The following is a 21270-nucleotide window of genomic DNA, read 5'->3' as shown; positions in this document are numbered from 1 at the left end:
ACTTCAATAACAGTATCTACGATTGGATAGCGGCTTATTGCCTTTTCTAGTCTGTTCAAATCAATCGCTATCTTTCCAGCTTTCCAGCAACTTTTGATGCTCACTCAAGCTAGGTAAACCCGGCCTGGCGCCTATTTTTGTGCAGCAAAACGCCCCGGCTACACTGGCGTAACGCAATAATTCTATCCAGCTCAAGCCACAGGCTAGGCCGGAGGCAAAGGCACCATGAAAGGCGTCGCCGGCGCCGGTAGTGTCTATGGCGACGATAGGCGGTGCGCTGAGGCTGCCTTGTTCCTGGCCGCGTTGCCAGATCAAGCCGCGCTCGCCCAGGGTAATGATTACCAAAGGGGCAATTTGCGCCAATTTGGATAAGGCTAGGTTTTCATCCCCGGCATATTGCAGCGCAAATTTTTCCGAACAGACCAGATAATCGACTTTATCCATCAGAGCCAAAGTGCCGTCGTGCAGCGAGCCGGCGTCTAACACCGAAGGTACTGGGTGGGTTAACTGATTCAGTAAGCGAAGGGAAATATGCGGTTCATGACCATCGAACAACAGCACCTTGGCTGCTAAGCCGTCAAAGTCGATAGCGGTGGCGGGCAAGGCGCTGGTTTGCCCTTTGTAATTGATTAAGGCGCGCTGCCCGTTCGGTTTGACCAGCACCGTCGATAGAGGAGTTGGCGAACTGCCGCGTACAACGAACTGGGTATCGACACCGTGTTCTTGCAACTCCCGCAAATGACTGTCGCCATAGACGTCGTTTCCCAAATAGCCGCAAAAGCCTGCCTTGCCGCCCAATTTAGCCACCGTAACGGCTGCATTGGCCGCGGGTCCGCCACCGCAGCCCAGCAAGTCGTCGGCGACTATTTTTTCATCGGCGCCGGGGTGATGCTGCACCGAAAACACCAAATCGTAACTGGCATGGCCGACGCAAAGTACGTCGAGTGGTTTAGCTATCATTGCGCAACGCCCTTGCTGCGATTATCCATCCGCCGCAGGAACTCGCTCATAATGGCTTTGTACAATTCATCGCCCAGATACTTGTCTTCCACGCCGCTGTCGATACTGGGGTTGTCGTTGACTTCTATCACATAGCCTTTGCCGTTGATTTCTTTGACATCGACACCGTATAAACCATTGCCTATGGGCTGCGTGGCCCGTAACGCCGATTCCAGAACGCCTTTGGGTACTTCGAAGGTGGGTAGGGTATCGAAGTTGCCGCTGTCGGTGCGTTTGGCGCCGTGCCGGTAGATTTGCCAATGGTTTTTCACCATAAAATAACGACAGGCGTACAGGGCTTTTTGATTGAAGATGCCGATGCGCCAATCAAAATCGGTGTACAAAAACTCCTGCGCCAGTAATAACGCTGATTGCTCGAACAATTCGGCGACTTTGCTTTCCAGTTCCTGGCGGTTATGCACTTTGACGATGCCGCGCGAAAACGAGCCATCGGGAATTTTGATCACCACCGGATAACCGGCGCTGGCTTCCAGATTATCCAGATGTTGGGTATTGCCCTTGTGCAAGATCCAGGTTTTCGGTGACGGGACTTTATGGGTGCGAAACAGGTCGGCCAGATAGACTTTATTGGCACAGCGCAAGATAGAGGTTGGGTCGTCGATTACTACTAAGCCTTCCGCTTCGGCTTTTTTTGCGAAACGGTAGGTGTGATGGTCGATGGCGGTGGTTTCGCGGATGAATAAACCGTCGAACTCCGGCAGGCGGCCGTAATGATTCAGGGTGATTAATTCCACATCGATGCCCATTTGCCGCCCGGCATCGATAAACTTTTTCAGCGCGCCGCGATTACTTGGCGGTAATTGTTCGGAGGGGTTGATCAGAATCGCCAGATCATAGCGGGCGGTTTTTCTGGTCCGGCTTTTTCGCCAAACTTTTTTACTGAAGCGATCCAGCGCGTCGGCAAACAAGGTCTGCATCGCATCGTTCAGTTGTCTGGGCGAGACGGCTTTTAGGTCGGTGATTTGCCATTGCTGGTCAAAGCGCAAGCTAATTTCTAAAATCGGGCAGGCGAAACGCTCGAACAATAGCCGCGCCAATTCTTGGAATGCGGGCTCCGGCGTCGTGCCGAAATAGCTATATAAGATGAATTCGCCGTTTTTATTTTGATGTTTAAACGCCCGCGCCAGCGGCTGGTTCAAGTCTTCCAGTTGCAAACGATACAAGGCGTTTTTACCCAAGTCGTTGATGACTTTAACTGAGGGAATGACGTGGTGATTGCGGGCCTCGGCCAGCAACGAACAATAATAGCCGTCGGACAGATAGGTGTAGCTGCTACACAGGTTTATCACCCGCACCCGCTGATCGGGATCGGTTTGTTTGCTGGCCAGATAGTCTTCAAAGCTGACCACCTGATCGCTGGGATAATAAGGGTTCCAATCAGAAAGGTCGTCGACGACCAGCAGCGTGCTTGCCATGGTAAAAAGTGTTCGGTAGGTTTATGTTGGGCGGGGATTTTGAAACCAGTCGGGTTTTTAGACAAGCCGAATTCTGCAATTCCCGTTAAGACTGCCTATTGCTTGCGGCTTAGGGGTTTGCCACACTGTACAATTACTGTCTCCGAACATTTGAGTATGCAGATGAGTTTGTCCCCATTCGGCACCGAAATTGATACCAGTGTATTCCCGGCTAGTTATGCTATTGCCCGCCAGACTTGGTTGTCGCTAATCACAGGGATGGAACACCCGGTACGGCACGAGGTTTATCAATGCGCTGGACTGGGGCCGGGCGGCGAATCTTTGCTGACCGATACCGCCTGGATCGGCGATGAAAACGCCGACAACCTGGTGGTGGCTATTGCCGCTACCCACGGTGTGGAAGGCTTTGCCGGCAGCGCGATACAGATTGATTTGCTGCAAGGTTTAAGCAAGCGTCAGTTGGACATTCCGAGTGATACAGCGATATTGCTGATCCACGCGCTGACGCCTTGGGGTTACGCCTGGTCGCGGCGCTGCGACGGCGACGGCGTGGATTTGAATCGCAATGCGGTGGATTTTTCTCAGTCCTTACCAGAGAACCCGGATTACGACCAGTTGCGGGATTGGCTATTCGTGGCGGACGCCGGGCAACGGCAGCAGGCGTTTGCCGATTTTAGCCGGCAATACGGTCGAGTCGCGCTGGAAAAAGCCATCAGCGGCGGCCAATACCGCGATCCGTCCGGGCCGTTTTACGGTGGCCGGTCGCCAGCGCATGGGCGGCTGGTCTGCGAGGATTTGATTCAACGTCACAGCTTGGCGCAACGCCGTGTGGCGGTCGTGGACTTGCATACCGGTCTCGGTCCTTACGGTTACGGGGAAATTATCTGCGACCATCAACCCGACAGCGCCGGCGCTGCGGTTGCGCAAAGCTGGTATGGCGATTCCGTGACCCTGCCGTTGGCCGGTACTTCCAGCTCGGTGCCCAAGCTGGGCTTATTGGATTATCTGTGGCATACCAACATGAACCCGCAAAGTTGTTACGTAACGCTGGAGTTTGGCACTTACAGCACAGACCACTTGTTTGAAGTGCTGCTGCGCGATCATCAGCTTTGGGCTGCGGAGGATAATCACGATCAACGTTTTGCCCACAGTTTGGTAATGCGGCATCATTTTTGTCCCAACGACAACGCCTGGCAGGAAATGGTGTTGTTTCGCGCTCGGCAGGTGTTGGGACAGACGCTGCGCGGGGTATCTTCGTGACGGCATTGCCGTTGTTAGCGAACCAGTTGGCGGTGCGCCCTGCGCAAAGCGCCGATCTGGAGGGCTTGGTGGCTTTGGAAAATGCCAGCTTTGCTACCGATAAATTAAGCCGGCGCAGTTTCCGGCATTGGTTGAGTTCCGATCATCGCGCCCTGTTGTTAGCCGAATGGGCGGGGCTGGTGGCCGGCTATATTTTGATCATCTATCACCCCGGCACCCGCTTGGCGCGGATTTATTCCCTTGCCGTAGCGCCACAGCTGCGCGGCAACGGCATAGCCAAGACTTTAATGATGGCCGGCGAGCAAGCGGCACGCGACGATGGCCGCCTGTATCTGCGTCTGGAAGTCAGCGTGGATAACACCCCGGCCATCCGCTTGTACGAGGCGCTGGGTTTTCAAAAGTTTGGTTTGTACCGCGATTATTACCAAGATCATAAAGATGCGTTGCGGTACCAAAAGCGCATCCGCCGCTACCGCGATACCCCGCAGCATCGTTCGGTGCATTGGCTGCGGCAAACCACGCCGTTTACCTGCGGCCCGGCGGCGTTAATGATGGCAATGCACGCGCTGAATAAAACTTATCTGCCGTCGCGCGAACAGGAAATCGAGCTATGGCGCGAAGCCACGACTATATTTATGACCTCCGGACACGGCGGTTGCCATCCCATCGGTTTAGCGCTGGCCGCCAAACGCCGGCAGTTCTCAGTGGAAGTCTGGATCAATCAAACGGGCCCGCTATTTATCGATAGCGTACGTAGCGAAGATAAAAAGCAAATTGTCGAACTGGTCGATACCTGTTTCAAACGTGAAGCGGCGGAGCAGGGCGTGGCGATACACTATGCCAACGTCACGCAGAACGATTTGATCGCCGCCTTCGAAGCCGGGGCGATACCGTTAATTCTGATCAGCACGTTTTCGATGGATCGCAAAAAAGCCCCGCACTGGGTAGTGATGAGCGGCTTTGATAACGATTGCCTCTATATGCACGATTCCGACCCGGATGACGGTAGGCAGAGCGAGCTGGATTGCCAGTTTATTCCCATCGCCCGCGAAGACTTTGAACGCATGTCCTGTTTTGGTAAATCGCGGTTGCGGACGGCAGTCATTGTGCGGCCAGGCTTATAGTTCGAGCTTTTCGTTCTCAGGCAGCTGCGCAGGCGGTACAATTGCCTAGCAACCCTGTATATTCACGAGACTTTATTCATGAACAAGCGCAGTCACGATGACAGCAAGAAAGCTAAAAACATCGCCGCAGTTATCTATCTGTTGGTGCTGACGTTTCTAGTCGGCGGTTCTTATCTGCATCAGCAGAGAGCAGACGCAGCTCAAGTTGCGTCAAGCACTGCCGTACAACCCTAAATTCCGCGCGATCACGATTTTCGGACGCGCCCCCGCTGCACCGAAATTGACATCGCTCTGCAACAACAGTACCTTAGCCGGCTTTTCTTTAGAAGCCGTCTCCAAAATCAGAATCTTAAGAGTCATTAATGGAAGAATTTCATCGCATTAGCCGCCTGCCGCCTTACGTTTTTAATATCGTCAACGAGCTGAAAGCCAAAGCCCGAGCAGAAGGCGAGGACGTCATCGATTTCGGTATGGGCAATCCGGACCAACCAACGCCCAAGCACATTCTAGACAAGATGGTAGAAGTGGCGCAGCGCGACGATACCCACCGTTATTCAGTATCAAAAGGCATACCACGTTTGCGCAAAGCCATTTGCGGTTGGTACAAACGGCGTTTTGATGTGGATTTGGATTTCAATACGGAAGCCATCGTCACCATAGGCTCGAAGGAAGGCTTGTCGCACCTGGCTCTGGCGACTCTGGGCCCCGGCGATGTGGTGTTGGTGCCTAACCCCGCTTACCCGATTCATCCGTATGGCGTGGTGATCGCCGGCGCGGATATTCGGCATGTGCCGTTGACGCCTGGTGTGGATTTCTTTGAAGAATTACAAAAAGGCATCGCTGAATGCTGGCCTAAGCCGAAGATGTTGATTTTAAACTTTCCGGGCAATCCGACCTGCCAATGCGTGGAGCTGGATTTCTTCGAGAAAGTGGTGGCGATTTGTAAGGAACATAATATCTGGATCGTCCACGACATCGCTTATGCGGACATCGTGTTTGATGGTTATGTGGCCCCGTCAATTCTGCAGGTGCCAGGCGCGAAAGACATCGCCGTGGAGTTTTTCTCCTTGTCGAAAAGTTACAACATGCCTGGCTGGCGGGTAGGGTTCATGTGCGGCAATCCAACCTTGGTGGCCGCTTTGACTCGCATTAAATCCTATATGGATTACGGCACGTTTACCCCGATTCAAGTGGCGGCAATTACCGCCCTAGAAGGTCCGCAAGACTGCGTGAAAGAAATTTGCGATATGTATAAGGCGCGCCGCGATGTGTTGTGCGACGGCTTGAATGCGATGGGTTGGCACGTCGAGAAGCCCAAGGCCACCATGTTTGTCTGGGCCAAGATTCCCGAGGCCTATCGGCAAATGGGTTCGATAGAATTTGCCAAGAAATTGATTATCGATGCCAAGGTGGCGATATCGCCCGGCATTGGCTTTGGTCAGCATGGCGATGATCATATCCGCTTCAGTTTGATCGAAAATGAGCACAGAACCCGCCAGGCCTTGCGCAGCATCCGCAATATGCTGAAAAAAGACAACGTAGTATAATCGCCGCCATTTTTGGGTATAACGCTAGGAGTCAGGTTTGAAGCCGGTAACAGTTGGGGTTTTGGGATTGGGGACCGTCGGTGGCGGCACCGTCAACGTACTGAAAAGGAATGCCGGGGAAATTGCCCGCCGGGCCGGCCGTGAAATCGTGGTCACCCGTGCCTCCGCGCGCGATCTGAATCGGACGCGGATTTGCGCAACCGACGGCATCACCTTGACCTCAGATCCGTTCGAGATTGTCAACGATCCGAATATCGATGTGGTCGTCGAACTGATCGGCGGCTACGATCTGGCTAAACAACTGGTGTTAACGGCGATTGCCAACGGCAAACATGTGGTCACCGCCAATAAGGCCCTGATCGCCCTGCACGGCAACGAAATCTTCGCCGAAGCCAGTAAAAAAGGCGTGATGGTCTTGTTCGAAGCGGCAGTGGCCGGCGGCATACCCATCATCAAAGCCATCCGTGAAGGTCTGGCTGGCAACCGTATCAAATGGTTGGCGGGCATCATCAACGGCACCGGCAATTTCATCCTCACCGAAATGCGCGACAAAGGCCGCGATTTTGCTGACGTATTGGCCGAAGCGCAGGCTTTGGGGTACGCGGAAGCCGATCCGACTTTTGATGTGGAAGGCATCGATGCCGGGCATAAATTGACTATCTTGGCGTCAATCGCTTTTGGCATCCCGTTGCAATTCGAAAAAGTCTTCACCGAAGGCATCACTAAAATCACCCGCCTGGACGTCGAATACGCGGAAGCGCTGGGTTACCGGATCAAAAATCTGGGCATCGCCCGTAAGACCGAGGACGGTATCGAGCTGCGTGTACATCCGACTTTGATCCCAAAACGCCGCTTGATCGCCAATGTTGACGGCGTGATGAACGCGGTACTGGTGTGCGGCGACGCGGTCGGACCCACCTTGTATTACGGCGCCGGCGCCGGCGCGGAGCCGACAGCTTCAGCGGTAGTCGCTGACTTGGTAGACGTGGTCAGAGCGATGACCAGCGACCCGGAAAACCGGGTGCCGCATTTGGCCTTCCAGGCTGATGCGATTGCCGACATCCCGGTGTTGCCGGCCGAACAAATTAAAACCGCTTATTACCTGCGTCTGACCGCCGAAGACAAGCCCGGCGTGCTGGCCGACGTGACCCGAATACTGGCCGCGCACAACATCAGCATTGAAGCCTTGATTCAAAAAGAGCCGCCGCAAGGCGAGACTTCGGTGCCCATCATCATGTTGACGCAACTGACTCTGGAAAAAGAAATGAACGCCGCGATTGCGGCCATCGAAGCGCTGGCGACAGTCAGCGGCAAAGTGGCGCGGATTCGCTTGGAAACTTTAGGATAAACCATGGCAAACCAAACCCGCTACACAGGCATCATCGAACGTTACCGCGACCGCTTGCCGGTCTCCGCCGACACCCGGCTGATCAGCCTTTGCGAAGGCAATACTCCGCTGATTCAGTTGCAAAATATTCCGCGACTGATTGGCAAGGATGTCGATATTTACGTAAAATTCGAAGGTTTGAATCCGACCGGTTCGTTTAAAGATCGCGGTATGACTATGGCCGTGACCAAAGCCGTGGAAGAGGGTAGCCAAGCCATTATTTGCGCGTCCACAGGTAATACTTCGGCGGCTGCGGCAGCCTATGCAGTGCGCGCCGGCATCAAAGCCTTTGTATTGATTCCGGAAGGCAAGATTGCGTTGGGAAAATTGGCGCAAACGCTAATGTACGGTGCGCAAATTATTCAGATCAACGGCAATTTCGACGCCGGCATGGATATCGTCAAAAAAATATCCGATCACGCGCCCGTCACCATTGTAAATTCCATCAACCCCTATCGGATCGACGGCCAAAAAACTGCCGCTTTCGAAATCGTCGATGCGCTGGGCGATGCTCCCGATTTCCACTGCTTGCCCGTCGGTAATGCCGGCAATATCACCGCCTATTGGAAAGGTTATAAAGAATATTCGACCGATAGCGCGACGCATAAAGCCGTCACTAAAAAACGTCCGGTGATGTGCGGGTATCAAGCCGCCGGTGCTGCGCCATTTGTTGCTAGAGCAATGGTGGATAACCCGGAAACCGTGGCTACGGCAATCCGTATCGGTCATCCGCAATCCTGGGAGGGGGCCTGGACCGCACAAAAACAATCTGGCGGCTGGTTTGAGTCGTTCACCGACCAGCAAATCTTGGCCGCACAAAAAATGTTGTCGTCCTACGAAGGCATTTTCTGTGAGCCGGCTTCCGCCACCTCGCTGGCTGGGGCTTTGCATGACATCGCCAACGGTAATATTCCAGAGGGTAGCAAAATTGTTTGTACCTTGACCGGCAACGGTATCAAGGATCCGGATATTGCCATCAGTCAGTGTAAAGACGCACATCCGGTGACGATCGACGCCACGCTGGATGCGGTGAAAAAAGCTATTCTGGATTCGATGTGAGTCTAACGATGAGCATCGGAAAGCCGGCATTTGCCGGCTTTTTTATTGGCTGATATGTATCTGCAAAGCGTTAAGAAAATCATCCTGCCCAGGCCGGTGCAGACTAAAAATCCGCACTTCGGTGAGATGGATCCGGTGCTGCAACGGATTTTTAGCAGCAGGGGCGTGCAGAGTGCCGATGAGTTGGAGCGTAGTCTGGCGAGTTTGCCTTCGCCGTGGTTACTGACCGGCATGAAGGAGATGGTTGAGCATCTGGTATCGGCGATCAAACAACAGCAAAAAATTACCGTGGTCGCCGATTTTGATGCCGATGGTGCCACCAGTTGTGCCTTGGCCTTAAAGGGCTTGAGTTTGCTGGGTGCCGGCGCGGTGGATTTTGTGGTGCCCAATCGTTTCGAATACGGTTACGGATTGACGCCGGAAATCGTCGAACTGGTGAAGCGGCAAACGCCCGATATCATCGTCACGGTGGATAACGGCATTTCCAGCATCGAGGGTGTCAAAGCGGCCAAGGCCGCCGGCATCAAAGTGTTGATTACCGATCATCATTTACCGGGTCTTGAATTGCCGACTGCCGATGCGATTGTGAATCCCAATTTGCCGGACGACAAATTTCCCAGTCGGCATATCGCCGGTGTGGGAGTGATGTTTTATATACTGATGGCCTTGCGGATTCGTTTGCGCGAATTGCATTGGTTTGAAAAAGCCGGCATTCCGGAGCCGAACTTGGCGCGACTGCTGGATTATGTGGCTTTGGGCACGGTGGCGGACGTGGTGGCTTTGGATCAGGTCAACCGAATTTTAGTGCATCAAGGCTTGCTGAGAATTCGCTCCGGGCAATGCCAGTCCGGCATCAAGGCCTTGGCCGAAGTCGCAGGCAAGCAATTGTCCGGGATTCATGCCAGCGATCTTGGTTTTTCCATCGCGCCGCGTTTGAACGCTGCCGGGCGGATGGACGATATGTCTTTGGGTATCCAGTGTTTGCTGACCGACGATGCCGGATTGGCGCATGACATAGCCGAGCAATTGCATGCCTTGAACCAGGACAGAAAAGAAGTCGAAGGGCAAATGAAAACCGAGGCCATGGCTTTGCTTTCGGAAATGAAAGCTCTCGACGAAAAGCATGTGCCGGCCGGTGTGTGTTTGTACGACGGCAATTGGCATCAAGGGGTGATCGGTATCCTGGCGTCGCGGATCAAAGACCGCGTACACCGGCCGGTGATCGCATTTGCACCAGCCGACAATGGCGATATTAAGGGTTCGGCACGCTCCATCAATGGCGTGCATATTCGCGATGTGCTTAGCGAAATCGCCGCGAAACATCCGCAGATATTAAGCAAATTTGGCGGCCATGCGATGGCGGCGGGCTTAACGATAAAATTGCACGACTATCCGCATTTTGCCTTGGCCTTTGCCGAGACGGTGGCGGCGAAATTGGAATTAGTGGATCTGGAGCAGAAGGTATATTCCGACGGCGAACTGGACGAGCAGCACATGACCTTGGCATTTGCGGAAGTGCTCCAGCAAGCGGCGGTGTGGGGGCAAACCTTCCCCGAGCCGGTATTCAATGGCGTGTTCGATGTCATCCAATGCCGGATCGTCGGTCAGCAGCATTTAAAGTTTGTATTGCGCTTGCCGTTTAGCGGCCATTTGTTGGATGCGATAGCGTTTTTTGCCGATCACCCCGAAAAATGGCTGGGTTGCCGGAAAATCAACGCGGCCTACAAGCTGGATATTAACGAATTTCGTGGGCAACGCAGTCTGCAACTGTTATTGCATTATCTGGAGAAATGGGAGTAACGGCCTATGTCTGAGAGATTGTTACGCTGGATAGATGGGCATACGCTGGCCTTGCTACTAGCGATAATGCTGTTGCGAGGCGGATTTTTGCTGATCAACGGCTTTGATTTGATCGGCGATGAAAGTTATTACTGGGATTGGTCGCGGCAGCCGGACTGGTGCTATTACAGCAAGCCGCCGATGATAGCTTGGCTGATCGGTGCGTTTACCTGGCTGTTGGGCGATTACACGTTTATTGTGCGCTTGCCGGCGCTGCTGTTGGGTACGGTTTTTTTGTGGTTTTTTCACGCCACAGCAAAGGCCTTTTACGGTGCGCGCGGTGGCGCTTTGGCGCTGCTGCTGGTGTTGGCGACGCCGATCAATGTGTTGGCCAACTTTCTGATGACCATCGATGCACCGCTGTATTGTTTCTGGATAATGACCGTGTATTACTTAAGGCGGGCGCTGTTCGACCTGCAAGCGCGCGCCTGGTTATGGGCGGGATTGGTTAGTGCAGCGGGTCTGCTGAGCAAGCAATCTGCATTGATTTTGCCGTTAATGTTGCTGATATTTTTGGGCTTGGATAGTCAGCGACGCGGCTATCTTAAAAAAGAATTTTGGTGGTATTTTCTGCCCATTTTGGTCGCTGCTGTACCTATTTTATGGTGGAACCAACAACACGATTGGGTAATGTTCGGGCATAGCAAAGGCCATTTCGGTAACCACGAACCAGTTGGAGCCCTTAAGCATTTGCAATGGGCCAGAGATTTCCTGCTTTATCAACTGTTGCTGGTTTCGCCGGTACTGTTTTTCTTGGTAGTGATCAGTAGCGCGCAAGCCGCGTTTAACTTCAAACGGCTGCCGGCAGAGCAACGGTTTTTGTTATTGATGGGGCCCGCTTTATTATTGGGGGTGTTGCTGCTCAGCGTTCTGCAAAAAGCCCAGGGTAATTGGCCGATGCCGTTTTATTTTACCGGCCTGATTTTGTTGGCCGGCAATGGGCTGGCGGGTGCATGGAAAAGGACCTTGAAATACGGCATCGGGCTGGGTTTCGCGATGGTGCTGTTGACCTATACGCTGCCCATCGTGTTACAAGTGTTTAAATTGCAAAACACCGCGTTCGATCCCACCAAGCGTTTCAACAGTTGGCAGGAGTTGGCGATTAACGTGCATTTCGAGCGCTTGATCAGTTTGCCCAACCTGGAGAATACCTTTGTGGTAGCCTTGGGTCATCGTTATCTGGCAAGCGAGTTGGCGTTTTATTTGCCCGATCATCCACAGGTTTATCGTTACGAACCCAGCGGTTTGGTGACATCCCAATACGAGGTCTGGTCCGGTCCGCAAGCGTATATCGGCAAAAACGGCTTTGTGATTGGTGAAACCCCCGAGGAAAACGTACCTGCTGAATTGAAAGCGGCGTTCCAAAGCTTTCGATTCTTGGCGCAAGTTCCCAATCCCGCCAAACCAAATTCCCCGTATTACCTGTACTTGGGTGAAAACCTGAAGTTTTGGCCGGAAGCCGTTCGGCGAACATTAGATAAGGAAGGATATGCCCCATCTGAAAATTAGGCGCGCCCGCAATGAGCTAGTGCTCGTCTTGCTATTGGCGGCACTGACCACACTCTTGTTTGGGGTGACAGACCTGGATTTACGCTTGGCGGCCTTATTTTATCATCCGGAAAATCCCGGCGATGTCTGGCCGACGCAGCATTGGTGGCCCTGGAAACTGTTGTACGACTATGCTTTTCCGTTCACCTTGTGGTCCGGTCTGATCGCGTTGGCAGTTTATGTACTGAGTCATTTTCATGCCTATACGCAACGTTTTCGCAGGAAGGCCTTATATATTCTGCTGGTCATTGCTTTAGGTCCGGGCTTGGTGGTCAATCTTATCGTTAAAGACCATTGGGGAAGACCCCGGCCGGTACATGTCAGCCAATTCGGCGGCGAGCATCAGTATGTGCCGCCCGCCAAATTCGGTCACACTCCAGATAAATCCTTTGTCTGCGGCCATTGCTCGGTGGGCTATACATTTTTTGTGTTGTATTTTCTGTCGCAAAACCACAAAGCCATTTATTTCCTGCTCACAATAGTGCTGGCCTGGACCTTGGGTTTTACCCGGATGACCTCGGGCGGGCATTTTGCGTCGGATATTTTATGGTCAGGATACCTGGTATTTTTGGTGGCCTATGCCTTGTACTATGGTTGGTATATTCGCATAAAACCGGACATGAATACCGAGCAATGACGGTGGCAATTAAGATTTGGGTGGATGCGGACGCCTGTCCAAATTTGATAAAAACGGTATTGTTTCGCGTTGCCCAAAAAAGACAGCTGGAATTATTGCTGGTAGCCAATCAAAGCATAGCCGCGCCGCCCTCCCGATACATTAAATCGATTCGCGTCAGTGGCGGCTTTGATGTGGCTGATAATTATATCGTCGAGCATCTGCGGGCTGGCGATGTGGCGATTACCGGCGATATTCCGCTCGCCGCAAAAATCATAGCCAAGCAGGGATTTGTGATTAACCCGCGCGGCGAAGCTTGCACGGCGGAGAATATCGGCGAGAAACTGGCCATGCGCGATTTCATGGAAGGCTTGCGCGATAACGGTTTGGCATCCGGTGGTGCGGCGGCCATGGCGGCCAAAGATGTGCAAAACTTCGCGAACGCGCTGGATAGATTTCTGGCCGCCCGGCAAATATAACAGGCTGAGTTTTCAGGGTTAGCTTGATATAATGGCTAGGTTTTATTTACCTAAACACGAGAGATTTGCATGATTCAAGGTAGTATCGTTGCGCTGGTAACCCCGATGACGGAAGACGGTGCGGTGGATGAAGCCAGTCTGAAACGGCTGGTGGAATTTCATATAGAGCAGGGCAGCGACGCGCTGGTCGCGGTAGGCACTACCGGCGAATCGGCAACTCTCGACGAAGACGAACATTGTGCAGTCATCAAGTTTATCGTCGATTGCGTGGCGGGCCGGATACCGGTAATTGCCGGTACCGGTGCCAATTGTACGCGCGAGGCGATTCGTCTGACCCAAAAAGCCAAACAAGCGGGCGCGGATGCCTGTTTGCTGGTAACGCCTTATTACAATAAGCCGACTCAGGAAGGCTTGTACCTGCATTACAAAGCCATCGCCGAAGCGGTCGACATTCCGCAAATCCTTTACAACGTGCCGGGCCGTACCGCCTGCGATTTGTTGCCGGAAACCGTGGGTAGACTGTCGAAAATCGATAACATCGTTGGCGTGAAAGAAGCGACCGGCAAGTTGGAAAGGGTTAAACAAATCCGGGATTTAACTGGCGACGATTTTGCGCTGTATACCGGCGACGACGCCACCAGCTGCGAATTTTGTTTGTTGGGTGGCAACGGTAGCATCACCGTAACCGGCAACGTGGCACCAAGATTGGTGCATGAAATGCTGACTGCGGCGATGAGTGGTGATCGCGTCACTGCGGAGGCGATAGACGCCAAACTAACCGGTTTACATGGCAGTTTATTCATCCAATCCAACCCTATCCCCGTGAAATGGGCCGTGGCTGAAATGGGTTTGATGGGCCATGGCATTCGTTTGCCTTTGACTTGGCTAACCGAGGATTGTTTCGCGACCGTACGCGCGGCGATGCATCAAGCCGGTGTTTTATAACCATGAAAACTTGCCCATACGGTCGTTTGGCGTTGGTCTCGGCGTTGCTGTTAAATGCCTCATGCAGCACCATCAAGAGCTGGTTTCCGGATAAGGAAAGAGATTATCAATTTACTACCGAAATCCCCGAATTAGTCGTCCCGGACGATCTGAAAACCAAGACCTTGGCGACGCGTCCGGTAAGCAATACGCCGGAACCAGCGCCGGTGCAGCAAGAATCTGTCAAATCCACGGCGGCCGCCGCAGATGCTGCCGAACCCGTATCCAGCAAGCCGGAGAAAACCGAAGGCAAAGAGACTGTAGCGGCAGCAGGTTCCGGGCGTAGCGTGCAAGCAGCCGGCAGCAGTGGCGTCAGCAGTTTGCAAATCGATCAATCCGCCACTCAAGCATGGTGGATAGTCGGTAAAGCCTTGAGCCGGCAAAAAATGGAAGTGGTTGAACGGAATATGGATAAAGGCTATTTCTTCGTAAAATACGATCCTGACGCGATTAAGCCGGAAGACGGTTCGATTTTGGACGAAATCACGTTTTTATTCGGCGACGATCCTAGTCAGGAACAAGAATACCGGGTAAGTCTGCATCAACTCGATGAACTGCTTACCGAAGTGACCGTGCAAGATAGTGACGGTAAAACCCTATCAAATGCCGCTGCGACCTCTTTGCTCAGATTAATTACCGAAGGCATCAACCAGGATATACCGAGCAGCACCCCGGAAAAGTCGGACAACGCAGCCGATAATGCGGCGGCGCCATAAAACGACCGCGTTGCGTGCGGTTTGGGGCTTCCCGCGATTTACGTCCGGACTGCCCCGTATTTATCTCTTTCAGCTTTAAAAATCGACTCAAACACAGCCCATGTTGACCCTATCCGGAACCTCCGCTCTTTCCCGTTTTCGTATTGAAAAACTGCTGACCGAACTACAGACGGTCGCCGCCAGCATTGCTGCGGTCAGTGCCCGGTTTCAGCATTTCGTGCAAATCGATGGTCAGTTGCCCGCCGAGCAATTGGCGATGCTGGAACGTTTGCTCGATTACGGCTATAGCCACGAAAACAGCGAAAATGCCTCGGTCGGTGAAAATGGCGAATCGCCTGAATCCCAAGTTGTGTCCTTATGGGTAGTGCCGCGTTTGGGCACTATTTCGCCTTGGTCCAGTAAAGCCTCGGAAATTGCCGAGCGTTGCGGCCTGTCGGCGGTAAAACGCATTGAGCGCGGTATCGAATATCGCTTTACCACGACAGACACTTTGAGCGATGCCGTCAAACACCAGCTGGCGGTTTTACTGCACGACAGAATGATCCAGCAAGTGGTTTACGATCAGGCTGAACTTGATTTGTTTGCCGAACACGATCCTCAGCCCTTACAAACCGTGGCGATCATTGAACAGGGCAGGGAGGCACTGGTTAAAGCCAATAGTGAGTTAGGCATGGCTTTGTCTGCCGACGAGATCGATTATTTGACCGAGAGTTTTCTCGGTTTAGGCCGCAACCCGACCGATGTGGAACTGATGATGTTCGCTCAGGCCAACTCGGAGCACTGCCGGCATAAAATCTTCAACGCCAGTTGGACCATAGACGGCGAAGAGCAAGCCAAGTCTTTGTTCGCGATGATCCGCAACACCCATACGCTGAACCCGCAAGGCGTGCTGTCGGCATATAGCGACAACTCGTCTGTTTTGGCAGGCCCGACTGCACAGGTATTTATCCGCGATGCAGCTAATAACTACGCCTACGGCTATGTCGAAGAACAAGCGCATATGCTGATGAAAGTGGAAACCCACAATCATCCGACCGCGATTTCTCCGCATCCCGGTGCTGCCACGGGCTCCGGCGGCGAAATTCGCGACGAAGGTGCCACGGGTCGCGGCTCGGCGACTAAAGCCGGCCTGACGGGCTTTAGTGTTTCGCATCTAAAAATCCCCGGTTTTTCGCAACCTTGGGAAGCCGATTACGGCAAACCCGAACGTATCGTGTCGGCCTTGGACATCATGCTGGAAGGTCCGATAGGCGGTGCGGCGTTTAATAACGAATTCGGCAGACCGAACATCGCCGGCTATTTTCGCAGTTTCGAACAGCCTTCCGAAACCGGCGAATCCAATCAATATCGCGGCTATCACAAACCTATCATGATCGCCGGCGGCATGGGCAATATCCGGCCCATGCTGGTCGATAAACAGCCGATTCCGGCAGGTTCCTTAATCATCATCCTGGGCGGTCCGGCTATGTTGATCGGCTTGGGTGGCGGCGCGGCGTCCTCGCAAACCTCGGGCGAAAGCGCTGCTGAACTGGATTTTGCTTCGGTACAGCGGGAAAATCCGGAAATGGAGCGGCGTTGCCAGGAAGTGATCAACCACTGTAATTCTTTGGGCGAAAACACGCCTATCGTCTCTATCCACGACATCGGCGCCGGCGGCCTGTCGAATGCTGTGCCGGAGATTATTCATGACTGCGATCGCGGTGGCCGTTTCGAACTGCGCAAGGTGCAGAATGCGGACAAAGGCATGTCGCCTATGCAAATCTGGTGCAATGAAGCTCAGGAACGCTATGTGGTGGCGATCAAGCCGGAATCCTTGGCGTTGTTCGAGTCTTTCTGTAAACGCGAGCATTGCTTGTATGCGGTGATCGGCGAAGCGACTGACGCCGAGCATCTGACGCTAAGCGACGAGTGGCTCGGTGGCAAACCGGTTGACCTGCCGATGTCGGTATTGTTCGGCAAGCCGCCGAAAATGCATAGAAAAGTACAGCGGTTAAATAAGAATTTACCCGGACTGCAACTGGATAAAGTCGAATTGGCCGAAGCGGTCAAACGGGTGTTGGCTTTCCCGGCAGTAGCCGACAAGAGTTTCTTGATTCACATTGGCGACCGCTCGGTAACCGGTTTGGTGGCGCGCGACCAGATGGTCGGCCCCTGGCAGGTGCCGGTAGCCGATGTCGCAGTAACTGCCTCAGGCTTTTACGCGCATACTGGCGAAGCGATGGCGATGGGTGAGCGCACGCCGTTGGCACTGATTGATGGCCCGGCGTCCGGTCGCATGGCGATAGGCGAGGCTTTGACTAATCTGGCCGCAGCTCGTATCGGCAAACTCAACGACGTTAAGTTGTCCGCCAACTGGATGGCGGCCTGCGGTAGTCCAGGCGAAGATGCGGCACTGTTCGACACCGTCAAGGCGGTCGGTATGGAATTATGCCCCGAGCTGGGCATCGCGATACCGGTCGGCAAGGATTCGCTGTCTATGAAAAGCGTTTGGAAAGGTAGCTCCCAGAGTGCTGCTTCCCGCGACACTAGCACACCCATGTGCGTAGAAAAGACCATGACCTCGCCGCTGTCTTTGATTATCACCGCATTCTCGCCGGTACAGGACGTGCGTAAGACTTTAACACCTGAGCTCAAAGATACTGACAGTATGTTGCTGTTGATCGATTTGGGCCAGGGCAAAAACCGTCTCGGTGGTTCGGTGCTAGCCCAAGTTTACGATCAGCTCGGCAACCAGGCACCGGATCTGGAAGACGCGGGTTTGTTCAAACGCTTCTTCGACACCGTGCAAGCCTTGAACGAACAAGGGCTGATTCAGGCTTATCATGACCGTTCAGACGGTGGCTTGCTGGCGACGGTGAGCGAAATGCTGTTTGCCAGTCGTAAAGGCGTTGAATTAGATATTTCCGAATTGGGTGGCGATACACTCGCGAGTTTGTTCAACGAAGAATTGGGCGCAGTGATACAGGTTAAAACCGCTGAACTGGATCATGTCGCACGACTATTGGATCAGGCTGGGCTGGACGAATTCACCCATATCGTCGGCAAATCAAGCTCAGATCAAAAGCTACGCATCGTTCTGAACGGCAACGAAATCTTCAGCGCGGAACGCGCGGAATTGCAACAAACCTGGTCGGAAGTCAGCTTCAGGATGCAGGCCTTGCGCGACAACCCGGATTGCGCCCGCCAACAATTCGAGCGTATCGCCGACGACAACGATCCTGGCTTGTCTGCTCAGTTAACTTACGACATCAACGACAATATAGCCGCGAAATTCGCGGATGCGGATCGACCAAAAGTCGCTATTTTGCGGGAGCAAGGTGTCAACGGTCATGTGGAAATGGCGGCGGCTTTTGATAGAGCAGGGTTTTCGGCGATTGATGTACATATGACCGATATCATAAGCGGCCGGGTGTCGCTGGCTGATTTTACCGGTCTGGTGGCTTGCGGCGGCTTCTCTTACGGTGACGTGCTGGGTGCCGGTGGCGGCTGGGCTAAATCGATATTATTCAACCCGAAAGCGCGTGACGAATTTGCTGCGTTTTTTGCGCGTCCCGATACCTTTGGCTTGGGTGTTTGCAACGGTTGTCAGATGATGTCCGGTCTGAAGGATATCATCCCCGGCGCGGAACACTGGCCACAGTTCAAACGCAATCTGTCCGAACAATTCGAGGCGCGGGTGGCGTTGGTCAAGGTGCAGGCATCGCCGTCTATCTTCTTCCAAGGCATGGCTGGTTCGATACTGCCGGTCGTGGTGGCGCATGGGGAAGGCCGCGCCGAGTTTGGTTCTCAAAACCCTACGGGAGTCGAAGTTGCGATCAGTTATGTCGATAACTACGGCAATGAGACCCAGGCTTTTCCGGCCAACCCGAACGGCTCGCCGCTTGGCATTACCGGTTTAACCACCGCCGACGGCCGTTTTACCATCATGATGCCGCATCCGGAACGTTGCTTCAGAGCGATACAAAACTCCTGGCATCCAGCAGAGTGGCAGGAAGATGGGGCGTGGTTGCGTATGTTCAGAAATGCCCGGGTTTGGGTGGGCTAAATACATGTTGGCACGCTAATCAGCTTAGGTTCAGCGGCTTTGGGGTGTTTTTAACTTGCCTGTGTTTACTCAAGGAGCCCGAGCGTCAATAGTTGACGGGCTGCACAGTGCAGGTCTTGGGTTCAGGAAATAAATAAGAATTTTTCCTATAGCTGTGCGGGAAGCTAGGCTGGATAATAGAAGGTTTTCAACGCACTCCATGTCATGAGCCTTCGCTACCAGATTATTTGTCGCATCCTGCTGTCTTCGGTTTGTATTTTGGTATTGGGCGGGGCGATTGCAGTCTGGCAAGCGCGCCAGGCGGTCGAAAAAGAGGTCGATGCCTCAATTCATTTGGCCTTGCAACTGATTACCTTGGGTATTGCCGATACTCCGGTATTTCAACAAAGCGACGATTTATCCCGCTTCAGCGCGTTGCGGCAAACGCGGCATTTGAGCATCCAATTGCAAAAGCCGGATGGACAACTGATCCATTTCGCCGGTGAAAATCAACCTAGCAATCCCGAAGAAATGCCGCCTGGCTGGTTTATCCGCTTGGTAAAAGGCGATTATCCCAAGGTCGAGCATCAACTGAATATGCAGGATGGCAAGCTGTTGACCCTGATTATTCAGGCCCAGCCGCTCGACGAAATCACCGAAGTCTGGCAGGAAAGTGTGGCGTTTTTTGCGTCGATTTCCTTGTTGACCATGTTGACCTTCCTGGCGGTCAATCTGGTATTTAATAAGTCCTTGAAATCGATTGCGGTCATAGTCGATGCGTTACGTCTGATTGAAACCGGCCAATATCGGCAACAATTGCCGCCATTTTCCACGCAGGAGTTTGATGATATTGCCAATGCAATCAATCATATGACAGTGGAATTGGAAAAAACCCGTCAAGAAAACCGCGCTTTAACACAGCATTCGCTGGCGATCCAGGAAGAAGAGCGCCAACGTCTGTCGCAGGAATTGCATGACGAATTCGGCCAATCCCTGACCGCTATTAAAGTGATGGCCGTTACGGCGGCGCATCGCAAAGCCGACGCGGCTAAAATAACGGGGACAATCTCGGAAATTTGCGATCATTTAATGACCGTGGTGCGTTCGATGATGCAGCAATTGCATCCTCTGGTGTTGACCGAGTTGGGGTTGAAGGCCACCCTTGAGGAAATGGTTAATCATTGGTCGGAACGCAATGCCGATTTGCGGCTGACGATTCGCTGTAGCGACGCAGTAGATGGTTTGGATAAAAATCTGACTATTCAGGTGTTTCGAGTGATTCAGGAGTGTTTGACCAACGTGGTCCGCCATGCCCAGGCGCATAGTGTGAGTATCGACTTGGAAAAACTCGATCTACCGCGCGCGTATTTACAACTTAAAGTGCAGGATGACGGGCGAGGCTGCGATTTGCAGACTACCAGTCAAGGCTTTGGTTTATTGGGGATCAAAGAACGCATCAAGTCGTTGGACGGCGAGTTGCAAGTGCTGTCGCGCCCAGGTTCAGGTATGTTGGTTAACGCACGAATTCCGCTCATATGAATAACAAGATAAAAATCGTGCTGGTGGACGACCACTTGGTCGTGCGCGCTGGTTTTAAAATGCTGTTGGCTGCCGGGGATAGTGTCGAAGTAATCGGCGAAGCCGAGCGCGGCGAGCAGGCTATTCAGCTTTATCAAGAATTGCAGCCCGATATGTTGGTGATGGATTTGTCCATGCCGGGGATTGGCGGCTTGGAAACTATTCGGCGGATCATTCAGCGCGACAGCGAGGCGAGGATTTTAGTTTTTAGTGTGCATCATGAACAAGTCTACGTTAGCCGGGCGTTGGCGGCCGGTGCGCAGGGTTATATCACCAAAAATAGCGCTCCCGGTATTCTTGCTGAAGCGATAGCGGCAATTATGTCTGGTCAACAGTATGTCGAGCGCGGTTTGGTCAAGGGCGGCGGTGAAGAGCGGCAACACACCGGCTATCAAACGATAATCGCCGGTTTCTCGGCACGAGAGTTCGATGTATTCAGTTTGCTTGCCCAAGGGTTGACGGTGCATAAAATCGCCGATCAATTATGTCTGGGTCATAAGACCGTGGCGAACTACGCCACGCAAATCAAAAAAAAGCTACAAGTGGATACTACTACCGAACTTGCACATATTGCGGTCAATCTGGGGATGACGGCGCGCTGATTGCTAGTTTTGGGGGGAGGTGGGTTTTTCTGTGCGGGACTTAATTAGCGAGGCTAGGGGCTGTTGCCGTTT

17 protein-coding genes are annotated in these 21270 nt (G+C 53.1%); 15 read left to right on the top strand and 2 right to left on the bottom strand.

The window, feature by feature from the left end; genetic code table 11:
- Nucleotides 1-60: 60 nt before the first annotated feature.
- A complete protein-coding gene (locus A1332_RS00540) occupies nt 61-960 on the bottom strand; it encodes a carbohydrate kinase family protein (RefSeq protein ID WP_064006639.1) in 900 nt (299 codons plus the stop codon).
- Nucleotides 957-2435 carry a RimK family protein gene (locus A1332_RS00535; RefSeq protein ID WP_064006638.1) on the bottom strand — a complete coding sequence of 493 codons (1479 nt, stop codon included), beginning with the start codon at nt 2433-2435 and terminating at the stop codon, nt 957-959. The genes A1332_RS00540 and A1332_RS00535 overlap by 4 nt, the downstream gene beginning before the upstream one ends.
- Nucleotides 2436-2597: 162 nt before the next feature.
- Here A1332_RS00535 and A1332_RS00530 point away from each other — a divergent pair, with 162 nt between their 5' ends.
- The 15 genes from A1332_RS00530 (at nt 2598) to A1332_RS00465 (ending at nt 21198) form a co-directional block, all read left to right on the top strand.
- Nucleotides 2598-3695 (top strand): DUF2817 domain-containing protein, encoded by a 1098-nt coding sequence (locus A1332_RS00530; protein WP_064006642.1) that lies wholly within the window; start codon nt 2598-2600, stop codon nt 3693-3695.
- The gene (locus A1332_RS00525; RefSeq protein WP_082879454.1) at nt 3692-4819 is read left to right on the top strand and encodes a GNAT family N-acetyltransferase/peptidase C39 family protein; all 1128 of its coding nucleotides are present in this window, start codon (nt 3692-3694) and stop codon (nt 4817-4819) included. The genes A1332_RS00530 and A1332_RS00525 overlap by 4 nt, the downstream gene beginning before the upstream one ends.
- Nucleotides 4820-4897: 78 nt before the next feature.
- Entirely contained in the window at nt 4898-5053 is a 156-nt protein-coding gene (locus A1332_RS25550) for a hypothetical protein (protein WP_197491364.1), read from the top strand.
- A 128-nt stretch (nt 5054-5181) separates the two neighbouring features.
- The gene (gene alaC, locus A1332_RS00520) at nt 5182-6366 is read left to right on the top strand and encodes an alanine transaminase (protein ID WP_064006637.1); all 1185 of its coding nucleotides are present in this window, start codon (nt 5182-5184) and stop codon (nt 6364-6366) included.
- Nucleotides 6367-6403: 37 nt separating this feature from the next.
- The gene (locus A1332_RS00515; RefSeq protein ID WP_064006636.1) at nt 6404-7714 is read left to right on the top strand and encodes a homoserine dehydrogenase; all 1311 of its coding nucleotides are present in this window, start codon (nt 6404-6406) and stop codon (nt 7712-7714) included.
- Between the two features lie 3 nt (nt 7715-7717).
- Nucleotides 7718-8812 (top strand): threonine synthase, encoded by a 1095-nt coding sequence (gene thrC / locus A1332_RS00510; RefSeq protein ID WP_064006635.1) that lies wholly within the window; start codon nt 7718-7720, stop codon nt 8810-8812.
- Between the two features lie 54 nt (nt 8813-8866).
- On the top strand, nt 8867-10612 hold the full coding sequence (recJ, locus tag A1332_RS00505; protein ID WP_064006634.1) for a single-stranded-DNA-specific exonuclease RecJ: 1746 nt from the start codon (nt 8867-8869) through the stop codon (nt 10610-10612).
- A 6-nt stretch (nt 10613-10618) separates the two neighbouring features.
- Nucleotides 10619-12160: an ArnT family glycosyltransferase gene (locus A1332_RS00500; protein ID WP_064006633.1), complete on the top strand. Its 1542-nt coding sequence runs from the start codon at nt 10619-10621 to the stop codon at nt 12158-12160.
- Nucleotides 12141-12836: a phosphatase PAP2 family protein gene (locus tag A1332_RS00495; protein WP_064006632.1), complete on the top strand. Its 696-nt coding sequence runs from the start codon at nt 12141-12143 to the stop codon at nt 12834-12836. The genes A1332_RS00500 and A1332_RS00495 overlap by 20 nt, the downstream gene beginning before the upstream one ends.
- Nucleotides 12833-13294 carry a YaiI/YqxD family protein gene (locus A1332_RS00490; protein WP_231890169.1) on the top strand — a complete coding sequence of 154 codons (462 nt, stop codon included), beginning with the start codon at nt 12833-12835 and terminating at the stop codon, nt 13292-13294. The genes A1332_RS00495 and A1332_RS00490 overlap by 4 nt, the downstream gene beginning before the upstream one ends.
- A 69-nt stretch (nt 13295-13363) precedes the next feature.
- Nucleotides 13364-14239, top strand: a complete 876-nt coding sequence (dapA, locus tag A1332_RS00485; protein ID WP_064006631.1) for a 4-hydroxy-tetrahydrodipicolinate synthase — start codon at nt 13364-13366, stop codon at nt 14237-14239.
- A 2-nt stretch (nt 14240-14241) separates the two neighbouring features.
- A complete protein-coding gene (gene bamC / locus A1332_RS00480) occupies nt 14242-14994 on the top strand; it encodes an outer membrane protein assembly factor BamC (RefSeq protein ID WP_064006630.1) in 753 nt (250 codons plus the stop codon).
- Between the two features lie 100 nt (nt 14995-15094).
- Complete coding sequence (gene purL, locus A1332_RS00475) at nt 15095-19039, top strand: phosphoribosylformylglycinamidine synthase (RefSeq protein WP_064006629.1); 3945 nt, start codon at nt 15095-15097, stop codon at nt 19037-19039.
- A gap of 204 nt (nt 19040-19243) precedes the next feature.
- Complete coding sequence (locus A1332_RS00470) at nt 19244-20557, top strand: histidine kinase (protein ID WP_064006628.1); 1314 nt, start codon at nt 19244-19246, stop codon at nt 20555-20557.
- A complete protein-coding gene (locus A1332_RS00465) occupies nt 20554-21198 on the top strand; it encodes a response regulator transcription factor (protein ID WP_064006627.1) in 645 nt (214 codons plus the stop codon). Before A1332_RS00470 ends, A1332_RS00465 begins: the two co-directional genes overlap by 4 nt.
- Nucleotides 21199-21270: the final 72 nt, after the last annotated feature.

It is taken from the genome of Methylomonas methanica (assembly GCF_001644035.1).
GTDB lineage: Bacteria > Pseudomonadota > Gammaproteobacteria > Methylococcales > Methylomonadaceae > Methylomonas > Methylomonas methanica_A.
This window is presented reverse-complemented; position numbering and strand designations above follow the sequence as displayed.